Raw genomic sequence first — 11,048 nt, 5'->3', positions numbered from 1 at the left:
GAGATGTGGGCCGGCGATCGGCGGATGTGAGCCGCGCCTAGCGCCTCGCCTGCCGCCAAATGTCGACGACAAACCCCACTAAGGCGCAGACAGCCAGGGGCACATAAAGCTGCCAATCTCCCAGTGTCATTGAGGCAAGATTTTTGGTGAGCCAGTGGGTCCATGCCGTCAGCGCCAAACCGTTCAAACCAAACGCAGCAATGCAGAGCCGCAGTGTAGTAGCTTGTCGGCGAGTGTCATCGTAGGACATTGGTCGCCACGCTCATAGGACAGAGCTGCGAGGCGAGGCCTTAAGCCCTGCTAAAGCTGACGTCTTGCGTCCATTCCGGTATCGCACGACGGCTTGGTCGCCGCAGGTTGGTGAGAGCCATGAGCGCGATGTCGACTGCTGGACGGTGCCAGTGTGCCCTGTTGTCTGACGCAATGAAGCCGTTGACCGGGTGCGGCAGGTCGCCAGCAACAATGTGGTTGAGTATTTGCACTGCCTCAAGGAAGCCCAGATATTCCCGCAGCTCCACGAACTTCATGACCGTCGCCTTTTAAGGCCGCATTGATTTGTCGAGGAAGCCTGTCTTGCGGAACGGAAGGTTCCATCCCCCAAATGGGGGATGCGTCACAATTTTAATCAATCTGTGGCGGGTTTGCAGGGCAGCAGCAGAGCTGCCCACGTGTCGCAAAGGCGTCATGACGCCAAAGCTTCCACTCTCATGTCCAGAATGCGGCTTGCAATCGGCTAAGTCGTTTCAGATAATCATCCGCATGCGGTCTGATGTGGAAGTCGACATCGACACGACAAGGGCTGCGGTTGCTCGCTCGACCCAGCTCATCATGCTCACCCGCCGCGAGTGCGAAGAGATCGCGCAGTACGTACAACGGACGAGTGACGCCGTGGCGCGAAGCCAGCGATCTTGGCCCGAGGCAGCCGGCTATCGGAAATGGCGTAGGTCCGGCGCTAGCGCATTGTGGGTGCAAAGCATAGATAGGCAGACGATTCGCTGCGCGGGAAGGGCGGGTTATAACATGGGTTTGCCGGCTTCATGCGTCTGTGGCGCAGCAGGCAGCAAGTCTTGGATGTTAGACGTGATGTGACCACTTGGTGACGCTAGATATGAGTCAATGACGGTATCAACAATGCCCTTACCCGCGACTGTAAGTCGAACGAGCCTTTCTACATCGCGATTATCGTCAGGCATGGCGTTTTCTTCGAAGTATGGGCACCCAGCGTCTAGAAGACCGATGAGGGTAGCGCTATGCGGCCCCCTTCCCCGCATCCAACTGCCGTTTCTGGGTATCGCCAAGAAGAGCTGGGCTGCGGCTTCCGACACGATCATTCCACACGAAGCCAATAGTTCGGGCGCACACTAATATCATTTTTCAACGTTTCTCAACAGCTTCTTTGCGTCCACAAAGTAGGAACATCGGACATCTCCAGATATTATAGGTGGCCTGGGCTATGTCCAACAGCAACGGGAACGAAAAGCGCTCGCTGGTTCAATTGTCTTGAGGCCTACATGGTGGGGGAGCGTCAACTGGCGGCGACTAAGGCCTGATACTGTGCGGTTAGGCGCGCCGTCACCGGGCCGGGTAACCCAATCAGCGGGCGCCCATCGACCATTCGCACTGGCGTCAATCCACCGAACGTGCCGGTCACGAACGCTTCCTCGGCGCCGTAGACATCCAGGAGGGTGAAATCCTCGCAGCGCACCAATAGCCCAGCAGGGGCACATAGCTCGATCACCTTGGCCCGAGTGATGCCATTGAAACAGCTACGTCCCGTCGAAGTGCAGACCGTGCCATTGCGCACGAAAAAGAAGTTTGTCGCGTTGCAGCTTGATACGAAGCCGGCATCGTCCAGCATCAACGCCTCGTCGGCCCCTGATTTGTATGCCTGGATTAGGGCCGTGATGAGGTTCAGGCGGCTGTGAGAGTTCAACCGCATGTCGAACTGGTCGGCACGGGTGCAGCGTATCGTGGACGTCAGCAGGGCAAGCCCCGTCCTCGCGAGGCTTAGTGGCGGGACCTTGTGTTCGGCGACGATCACTACTGTGGCAGGTCCGATGGTGGCGCGGGGGTCCTGGCTGGGTGTGCGCTTAACCCCGCGTGTCACCATCAAGCGCAGATGGACCCCGTCATGCATGCCATTCGCGCGGCACGTCTCAATGAGCGCCGCCGTCAGGGCTGCGCGGTCCATGCCCATATTTAAGTCGATTGCCCGGGCGCCGAGGCAGAGCCGGTCCAGATGCTCGTCTATGAATAGCAGGCGGCCGTTATGCAGACGCATTCCCTCCCAAACACCATCGCCGGCGATGTAGCCGCCGTCGAAGACCGAGACGACGGCTTTGTCGCGTGGCACCAATTGGCCGTTTAGCCAAATCAGCACCGAGGCGTTGCGGGGGTCTTCTGCGATGTCCTGACTGCCGGCCATGCTGGGTCTCCTCAGCGGCTTCGGCGCCGCCGATGAACCCTGCCGCGACCTGTCGCCTGTATCAATTGGAGCTGGCGAAAACACGCTCCAGCGTTCCTGGGCCGGGCACCGACCCGTCGAAGAGCGCGGGATCGATGCCCAGACCCGGCTGATCGCCCAATCGAAGTTGGCCCTCCCGAACAATGGCCATCTCTGGCTGCAATGCCTGGTTTAAGCTGTCGTGGAACTGGTGGTTCTCAACGGACTGCACCCCGGGCAGCGCCGCCCCGATATGCCAGCATGCCGCCTGCATCACCGCCGTCGAATAGCATTGCAGGGTGACTGGGATGGCCGCCGCGTTCGCCATGGCTGTCAACGCCCGCGCTCCGGTGACGCCACCTGCCAATCCTGGGTTGAACTGGAGCATTCCTACAGCTTGCTGCTCGATAAGGGCTCGAAACACCATCGGATCATGCTCCCGCTCCTGGGCCACAACCGTCAGCGGCCCACGAGCCTGAAGGGCAGCCATCCCATCGATGTCGCCTTCCGGTAGTGGCGCCTGGATCGCATGGACGCCCAGCCTCGCAAGGCCATCGATCCACGCCGGCGCGGTCGCCCTACTCAATTGCCCGACGGCATCGACCATCAGCCGGTGGCCCGAGCCGATGGCGTCCCGGACCACCGACACGCGAGCCAGATCGTCCGCCATAGGGAGTGCGCCGATTTTCATCTTGACGGCGGTGAAGCCTTCGGCAGCGTAGCCGTGCATCTCCGCGGCAAGGTCGTTCAGGAATTTGCCGTCGGCATACAATCCGCCACTGGCGTAGACCTCGACGACGCCAGTGGTACTGCCGAGCAGGCGATGGAGGGGCGTGACGCGTCGTCGGGCCCGGAGATCCCAAAGCGCTATGTCGATGGCGCTCCCGACCGCGGGCGCCACCCACGGTAGCCGGCTGGGTGAGCTGAACATCGTAGCATGGATTGGGTCGATATCGTCGCAGCGTTGCTGAAGCAGCCAGCCGGAGACCTGCTGAAGATGGTCGAAGAAGGCAGCGATCTTCCCCTGGTCGGACCAGCCTTCGCCGATCCCGACACTGCCGTCTTCCGCCACAAGGCGAATGAACGGTGCGCGGCGTTCGTGCCACCGCGAGACCGGGTTCCAGGCGGCTCCGTCCAACCGGCGGTGGAACGCGAATGCCTCGATCCGGGAGATGCGCAGGGGAGGGGGTTCCTTGACGCCGCGAGAGCGCCATTCCTATGCTCGCCCGCATCATTGAACAAGGCGATGCTGGAATGGCTGAACATGACCGGCAGCGCCGTGCGGCGTTGGGTTTGGGACTGGCCGGACTCGCTGGGCTGACCGCTGCGGGAACCGCGCGCGCCCAGACCCCCACGTCGACTTGGGATCGTATCCGCACCACAGGAGAGGTCCGTATCGGCGTGGTGCCCGGCGAACCCTGGTTCTACAAGGATGTATCGACGGGCGCCTGGGGGGGGATCGGCACTCTGGCGGGAGAAGCCATCGCCCACGACTTGAACGTCAAGCTGGTGACGGTGGAAACAACTTGGGCGGCCGCGGTAGCGGGGCTGCAGGCTGGCCAGTACGACGTCATGTTCGTACTGGACGCCACCCCGCAACGAGCCCTGGCATTGGATTTCCCAGTCCAACCGTTCTTTTACTATGCCCAGGGCGTGCTGGTGTGCGATGGCACTCCAGCGCAGCATTGGAGTGACCTCAACAAGCCCGAAGTCACGATCGGCGTGGCGCTTGGTACAGCGCCCGAGCGGGATGTCACCGCACGGCTGCCGAAGGCGACAATCAAACGCTTTCCAGGGCTAGATCCGGCTTTGCTGGCGTTTCAGGCGGGTCAACTGAACGTGCTATGCTTCTATCACCCCGCCTTAGTGTTGATGCAGCAGAAGACGCACTTCGGCACGGTGGTCCTGCCCGAACCCATTCGATATTCCGCGACCTCTGCTGGTGTGCGGCGGGAGGTGGACAAGACCTGGCGTGACTGGCTCGGCACGACGCTCGATTTCTACTACACCACGGGCCAGACTCAGGTGATGTACGAGACTTATCTCATTGCACGCGGGATTGACCCGGCGAAAGCACCTCCTGTGGTTCGAGAACTTTGGGCTCAGAAGTCTTGAGACTACGCGTGATTGCTTTGTTCAACGTTTTCTGGACGCGTGAGGATTGTCTCCGCGCGGCACGGCAGTCGCCGGATGTCTCGTGAACTGGGCAGTTGGCGTACCGGGTTCAGTCGACCGCCGACCACTTCGACCATACCAATAATCCGAGCGCCCTGTGCCGGCAGTCGTCGACTTCGCATCGGTTTCTGATTGTCTCAAGTTGAGTTAGGCTGTGGACGGCCCGGCAAAGGTTCAATAGCGGCAGTGGCGGCGCCAAGCGGCCGGACTGACACCAACTGCCTTAGAGAAAACGCGCGTGAGATGACTTTGGCTTGCAAAACCACATTCAAGTGCAATTGCACTGATTTGTAATGCCGTGTTTTGCAGCATCGACTGAGCTCGTTCAACTCGCTTCATCAAAAGCCAACGATGCGGCGGAATGCCTGTAGATTGCTTGAATGCCCGAGCAAAATGTCGTTCAGACATTCCGCATGAAACAGCTAGATCTTCCAAACTCACATCTGCCGTTAAGTCGTCGAGCAACATACTCTTTACTCTGGCTTCCTGACCAGACGATAGTCCTCCGCGACGTAGCGCATCATGCTCTTTGAGACCGCCGTATGTTTTAACAATATGAAGACATACCGCTTCGAATATGTGACCTATAAATAACGCCGAGACCTCAGACGGGTGCTCAAGTGCACAATCCATTGTTTTCGCGATGTAGAACATAATAGGATCGTAACAGTATTGATCCAGGAGAGTGGGTAAAGCCTCAATTCTTGAAGCGCCCATTTTATAGGTGATATCCGCTAAATCTGCCATCGGAATGTAAAAGCTGACATTATCAGCTACACGACTATCATTGTACTGCCCTACTCTACGATCCCGGATCGTGAACGTACCCAAAGCAGTCGCTTCACGGTGAATAAGCTTTCCGTCGTAGACAATATTATATTGCGGCCTTGGTGCCATGTGAACCATTGGCACCAAGCAGTCGATTAATGACGCCACAGGCACTGTCACTGCCTTGGTTGCTAGAATGTAGCGGGCGGCAAATGGCCGTTTAACACCGTTTCGGCGTATCGACAGGACCCGATGCACATCGGGACGATTGTCTCCGTAGAACAGGTGTCTATTGAAGTCCTCGTAGCTGAGACGTCCTGCCAGCATCAATTTCCCCTCCTCTGGCATGGTAGGTATGAAGCTTGTCCCCTGCAAAGGGAGAAGTCGGCATTTATCCGATCAGGCTGTAGTTCTTACACGCAGCATATCCAATAAGAAAGCTAACTCCTAAAAACATGTCTGGAAACGAAAAGCCGTGTCTGAATTGGGCAAGACATTGCCATGTGAGAACGGCCAAACAGCAATCAGAACCACGCTAGGAAGCGAACCAAAGGATGTCCAGGCAAGCAGTCCTTCGCGCAGCTTACAGGCAGTTGGTTACCGCCATCGTTGCACACGGGTCCTGGTTCACTTGGGCGTCGCCCATCGTAGCGTCGACGTCGTGAGGCGTCGGGTTAGTTTTAGAGGGCCGATCAGTTCGACCACTACGGCGTCGTGGCGAATTTGGGTCCTCTGTGGCGTTACATTGATTTCTTCTCAGGCCTTGGCACAGGCGCCACCTCCAACGGTAACAGTGGCCACGCCTTTATCTCGTGTCATTGCTGATTGGGACGAGTCTACCGGTCGTTTCACTCCGTCCCAATCTGTTGAAGTCCGACCGCGTGTTACGGGTTTCGTCGATGCTCTGTATTTCCGCGACGGCCAGTTGGTGAAACCGGGAGACCTCCTCTTCACCATCGATCCGCGACCCTATCAAATTGCTGTCGATAGTACCCAAGCGGATGTCGACCGGACCAGCGCCGCGGTCGAGATTGCCGCGCTTGAGGTCCACCGTGGCGAGCCCTTAGTTCCTGCCCAAGCTCTGCCGCAAAGCCAACTTGACATGCGTCGTTCGACCCTCCGTCAAGCTCAAGCCAATCGCGACTCTGCCTTGGCCGCATTGCACAACGCTCAATTGAACCTGAGTTGGACAGAAGTCCGCGCGCCAATCGCAGGTCGGATCTCCGACCGCCGCGTAGATGTCGGCAATCTGGTCAACGGCGGCCAGAACGGAATGACGCCAACGCTGCTGACCACGATCGTCGCCCTGGACCCGATCTATTTAGAGTTCGATGCTGCCGAAGCCGACTACCTTAAATATGTTCGCTTGGCTCATTCTGGCCAAAGGCCTTCCGGGAGAATTGTGCGCAATCCAGTCGAGGTAAAGCTACAAGATGAGACGACATGGTTGCACAAAGGAACGTTAGACTTCATCGACAACGTGGTGAATTCCCGCTCTGGAACCATCCGCGGCCGCGGCATCTTCGATAACGGCGATCAATTGCTGACCCTGGAGGATTTGCGCGAATTCGGCTATGGGCCGGAGACTCCAAAGTGTTGTTGATCCCCGACGACGCTGTCCAATCGGACCAGGCCAGTCGGATCGTCCTTGTCGTAACAGCCGATGGAACCGTCGGCGCCAAGTCGGTCATGCTTGGCCAGATGGCACTGGGCCTGCGGACCGTACGCAGCGGTCTGACAGCTGATGACCGTGTCATTATCAACGGATCTGCCAATCCCTTCGTTCGCCCCGGAAGCAAAGTCACGGCTATGCCTGGTAAGGTCGAGGCTTCACCGGGATGAAGATCTCACATTTCTTTATAGACCACCCGATCTTCGCCAGCGTTCTGTCCATCGTTTTGACGGTCATCGGGGCGATTGCCTTGCAGCGCCTTCCGGTTTCGGAATACCCAGACATCGCGCCACCAACCGTAAACATCGTGGCATCTTATCCCGGCGCCTCGGCCGAGGTCATCGCGGCGACTGTCGCGGGGCCGATCGAGCAAGAGGTCAATGGCGTTGATGACATGCTCTATGTGGAATCGGAAAGCACGGGTGATGGACCTCAGCGATCCCCTCATTCCGTTCAGGCAAACAATCCACTGAACTCGTGTGCCTCTGAGACGGCCTTTGCGAAGGCGGTTATGAGCGGCACCAACCTGTGCTCGGGCATGTTGGGGATCAGCTCGTAAAGCATGCATCCTTGGCGGAACAGGGAATGAATATGGGTTTTGCTTGTGTTAGATTTGAGCTGCCGGTCCATCCCCAGGCTCTCACCAACGGCCCCCAGAAGGGTCAGTAGCGCCATGGCAAATGCGCTGATCAGAAGCAGCCGGTCACGACGCGTCGGCTCGCCGATGCGGGTTGATGAGAGCCCCATACCGAACCGCAGATCCTTGGTATCGCGGAAGGCGGGCTCGATGGTCCATCGTTTGGCATAGTGGTTCACCAGGACCGCCGCCGTTGCTTCTGGGTCGCTCGCTGCCAGACACCATGGCTCCTTCATCGCCTTGGCGTGTAAGCACACCACCGCACCAACTGGCTGTCCTTGCGCCGTTACCCGCGCGTCACGCAGCTTGCGTGCGCGGCCACCCTGGCCTACCCACTCGGCAGCAGGCTTGCTCTGGCCCTCAGCGTCGGTCACCCGGATGTTGCCACGGAAACGGATGACGTAGCCAAAGCCGAGTGTGGGCAGGAATGCGAACAATTTTTGGTCACCGAAACCGCGATCAGCCAGGATCGTCACCCGGCAGTTCGCAGGCATGTTCTCGGTCAAACGGCGCAGGCAGGCATCCTCATAATCGTTGCGACGGGTCGCGATCTCTTCCTTCCAGACCGTCAGCCAAATCAATGGCGCAGCGCGGCCGTGGCCTGTCACCAGGCTCAGAACCAGCGTCGATTGGCCGTCGTGATCAAATTCGGTCCAGTCCATGGCCACCAGGATGTCGCTGCGGTCACCGATCTGCTGTGGCACCCAGCGGGAGAAGCTGTCCCACACGTCGATCCCTGCATTACTCATCAGCCGGTCAACCTGTTTGATCGCATGCTTGGTCACCAACCCGCGCGCTTGCGCCAGCGCTTGCCCGATCATCGCCACCGCCAGCGATGCGCTAGCCATCACCCCCAACGTCGCCGCCGCCAGGGCGTCGATCCGTTTGGCGCGCAGGTCAGGCCCATACAGACCGCCGATAAAGCCTCGGACGTCACCCAAGCGTCCGCTCGAACCCGCTGCCTTGCCCATACTTCAAACTCATCCGCGATCACACGAAGTGTGTACGGAACAGACGCGAATCGCGCCTAGATCAGGTCAGCTCGAAATGAGGGGATTCGTGAGGGGCGGGCTACCACTTCTCGACGTAGACATCGCCGCGAGTATTGGGTGAAGGTGCCATGACCTTTCGGGCCACCATCGCGAACGTTACCCGTGTAGCGGCCAGTCGTCCGGCATATCGACCCAAAGCATTGTTCGGGGTAGACTCGCAGCCTCAGATTAAGCCGTGACCCCCTGTCGCATCACGTTCGATTCATCAGTTCGCCTCGGCAAAACGGCCAAAGTCGAGCTTAGATGTGGAGCTGCTATGCCGAAAACCGCTAAGAAAAAGCTCGCTTCTCCAAACGCTCAGCGCAAGAAGGATTCCCGTGCGGCATCAAAAAACGGCGCAGGGATGATAGCGGCGGAGATCAAGGTTGACCCCACGGCGCAACGCAGGCGGGCGGACTCTCCCAAGACTCGTCCATTGGATCAAGCGATGAACCTCCATGCTGAGTCCAATGTGCTGGACCGGCTCTGGTCGATCATCAAGGATCACAGGACTGCTGACCCCCTCATCAGCCACTCTGCGCGGTTGCTCGACAAGGGAACCCATTATGTTGCTCAGAAATTCGGCGAAGAGGCTGTCGAATGCCTGATCGAAGCGGTAGCCGGTAATCGGCCTGGTCTCATCGGCGAGAGCGCAGACCTGTTGTACCACCTGTTGGTGATGTGGGTGGATGCCGGAATTCGGCCGGAGGAAGTCTGGGCAACCCTGGAAAACCGCGAAACAGCCAGCAATCTGACCGATAGGCCAAAGGGGCCGCTGAAACGCCTGATCAAGTCAGTCCAACTCGGAACGTCCAAGATCCCTTGACGACCAGCTCGCCGACATCCTCCAGAATGGCCGCAGTCTCGGGGTGCTGGGTAACGGCTTTGAACGCTTCGACCGTCGGGTGGTGCCGTTGCACTGTTCGGCGCGACTTGGCTGGGCATCCCCGTCTCGACCATCCATACCATCGCCGGTTCGATCGTCGGCGTCGGAGCCGCTCGCCGTCCCAGTTTGGTAAGATGGGGTATCGCGCGCGGCATCGTTGTCGCGTGGGGCATTACTCTGCCAGGCTCGGCGGCCGTCGCCGCCATTTGCTACTGGATCGTGGAAGCCATAGCGCGCTGCGCCTAGGGTCAGAAAGCGAGGCACGCCGCTCCCACCGCGATGGCGCCGCAGGAGGCAATCCGACGTGCGGACAACTTCTCCTGCAGAAACATCCGGCCAATTAGGGCGGCCCAAACCACGCTGGTCTCCCGCAACGCCGACACCACACCCATGGCGTCGAACTGCATCGCCCAGATGACGATGCCGTAGGCCAGGATGGATACCAGTCCGCCCATCAAGGCAATCGCCGTTTGGGTTCGGGTGTAGGTCGGCGGCTTGCCGCGCAACGCATAGAAGATGGCGGGCATCGTGATGCTCCACAGCAGGAACATGGTGTTCGTGTAGGCGGTGCTGTTATCGGAAAGCCTGACCCCGATGCCGTCGACGACGGTGTAGGTGCCGATCAAGACCCCGGTGGTAAAGGCCGCGGGCAGGAAGTCCGCGCGGACCTTCTTGCTCCCGAAAGCGAGCGAGACGATCCCGGTAGCCACCAAACCGATGCCAACCCAGACCGCGACGTTCGGGATCTCGTGCGCGAACACCGCCGCACCCAAGGCGACGAGGACGGGCGACGACCCACGGGAGACCGGATACGACTGACCGAGGTCACCGGAACGGTAAGTTCTCACCAGCGATAGGTTGTAGCCAACATGGATGACGGCCGAAGCGATGATGTAGGGCCAACTGGCCGCGTTCGGCCACGGCAGGAACGGCAAGGCAAACGCCGTCACCACGGTGATCGCGACCATCATCAACGTCATCGACCAGAGGCGGTCGCCGCCACCGCGTAGGACGGCATTCCATCCGGCGTGGAGGATGGCGGCGCACATCACCAGGCCGAGGACGTAGGAGGTCATGCCGCCGGGTGCTGGGCGTCGTCGGCAAGCCGCGGCGCGAGCAAGACCATCAAGGGAATGACGCACAAAGCCGCCGAAGCCCCGACGGCAGTGGCCCATGATGGCCCGGCCCAGTCGCCGAGGGTTCCGAGGACGACGGGAACCAACGCGCTTGAGCCGAGGGTGCCGGAGTAGAACAGGGCGAAGGCATGCTCGACCTTGTCACCGGCGACGAGTTCGGGAACCGTGCCGTAGAGGACGGAAGAGGTGCCGTTGAGGGCGATGCCCAGGAACGGCAGCAACGCCAGCGTCGGCGCGAGCGGCAGCGCCAGGACTGCGAAGATCGCCGCCGCCGTGCCGAGTTCGGTTCCGACCACGGTC

Annotated in this window: 10 protein-coding genes and 2 pseudogenes; 5 read left to right on the top strand and 7 right to left on the bottom strand. The window is 59.6% G+C overall.

All coding sequences use genetic code 11. From position 1 onward, the window contains the following. Positions 1-290: 290 nt before the first annotated feature. From GSQ76_RS17020 to GSQ76_RS17010, 3 genes are all read right to left on the bottom strand, one after another. The gene (locus tag GSQ76_RS17020; protein WP_158745325.1) at positions 291-527 is read right to left on the bottom strand and encodes a hypothetical protein; all 237 of its coding nucleotides are present in this window, start codon (positions 525-527) and stop codon (positions 291-293) included. Between the two features lie 998 nt (positions 528-1,525). Next, entirely contained in the window at positions 1,526-2,425 is a 900-nt protein-coding gene (locus GSQ76_RS17015; protein WP_158745324.1) for an aminotransferase class IV, read from the bottom strand. Between the two features lie 61 nt (positions 2,426-2,486). Beyond that, positions 2,487-3,581, bottom strand: coding sequence for a mandelate racemase/muconate lactonizing enzyme family protein (locus tag GSQ76_RS17010; protein WP_158745323.1), 1,095 nt, complete (start codon positions 3,579-3,581; stop codon positions 2,487-2,489). An 80-nt stretch (positions 3,582-3,661) separates the two neighbouring features. Here GSQ76_RS17010 and GSQ76_RS17005 point away from each other — a divergent pair, with 80 nt between their 5' ends. Next, positions 3,662-4,558 (top strand): transporter substrate-binding domain-containing protein, encoded by an 897-nt coding sequence (locus GSQ76_RS17005; protein WP_216851108.1) that lies wholly within the window; start codon positions 3,662-3,664, stop codon positions 4,556-4,558. A gap of 234 nt (positions 4,559-4,792) precedes the next feature. Here GSQ76_RS17005 and GSQ76_RS17000 read toward each other — a convergent pair whose 3' ends face one another. Further along, positions 4,793-5,713, bottom strand: a complete 921-nt coding sequence (locus GSQ76_RS17000; protein ID WP_254070458.1) for a helix-turn-helix domain-containing protein — start codon at positions 5,711-5,713, stop codon at positions 4,793-4,795. A 418-nt stretch (positions 5,714-6,131) separates the two neighbouring features. Here GSQ76_RS17000 and GSQ76_RS16995 point away from each other — a divergent pair, with 418 nt between their 5' ends. Both GSQ76_RS16995 and GSQ76_RS16990 read left to right on the top strand, forming a co-directional pair. Beyond that, entirely contained in the window at positions 6,132-6,989 is an 858-nt protein-coding gene (locus GSQ76_RS16995; RefSeq protein WP_254070456.1) for an efflux RND transporter periplasmic adaptor subunit, read from the top strand. Positions 6,990-7,224: 235 nt separating this feature from the next. Beyond that, positions 7,225-7,617 (top strand): efflux RND transporter permease subunit, encoded by a 393-nt coding sequence (locus tag GSQ76_RS16990; RefSeq protein ID WP_158745321.1) that lies wholly within the window; start codon positions 7,225-7,227, stop codon positions 7,615-7,617. On the opposite strand, the gene GSQ76_RS16985 is transcribed toward GSQ76_RS16990, so the two are convergent. Then, entirely contained in the window at positions 7,512-8,666 is a 1,155-nt protein-coding gene (locus tag GSQ76_RS16985) for an IS4 family transposase (protein WP_158745320.1), read from the bottom strand. The genes GSQ76_RS16990 and GSQ76_RS16985 overlap by 106 nt on opposite strands. Positions 8,667-9,003: 337 nt before the next feature. Between GSQ76_RS16985 and GSQ76_RS16980 the strand changes: the two genes are divergently transcribed. Together GSQ76_RS16980 and GSQ76_RS16975 are read left to right on the top strand one after the other, a co-directional pair. Then, positions 9,004-9,552, top strand: coding sequence for a phosphoribosyl-ATP diphosphatase (locus GSQ76_RS16980; protein WP_158745319.1), 549 nt, complete (start codon positions 9,004-9,006; stop codon positions 9,550-9,552). Positions 9,553-9,642: 90 nt separating this feature from the next. After that, positions 9,643-9,858, top strand: a pseudogene (locus GSQ76_RS16975) (inorganic phosphate transporter); the annotation flags it as partial. A gap of 2 nt (positions 9,859-9,860) precedes the next feature. Here the strand turns inward: GSQ76_RS16975 and GSQ76_RS16970 are convergent. Together GSQ76_RS16970 and GSQ76_RS16965 are read right to left on the bottom strand one after the other, a co-directional pair. Continuing rightward, positions 9,861-10,688, bottom strand: a complete 828-nt coding sequence (locus GSQ76_RS16970; protein WP_158745318.1) for an EamA family transporter — start codon at positions 10,686-10,688, stop codon at positions 9,861-9,863. Continuing rightward, positions 10,685-11,048, bottom strand: a pseudogene (locus GSQ76_RS16965) (MFS transporter); the annotation flags it as partial. The gene GSQ76_RS16970 and the pseudogene GSQ76_RS16965, both read right to left, overlap by 4 nt.

Source organism: Acidisphaera sp. L21 (assembly GCF_009765685.1).
GTDB lineage: Bacteria > Pseudomonadota > Alphaproteobacteria > Acetobacterales > Acetobacteraceae > LMUY01.
The sequence above is the reverse complement of the archived record's forward strand: the minus strand, read 5'-3'. Positions and strand labels throughout refer to the sequence as shown.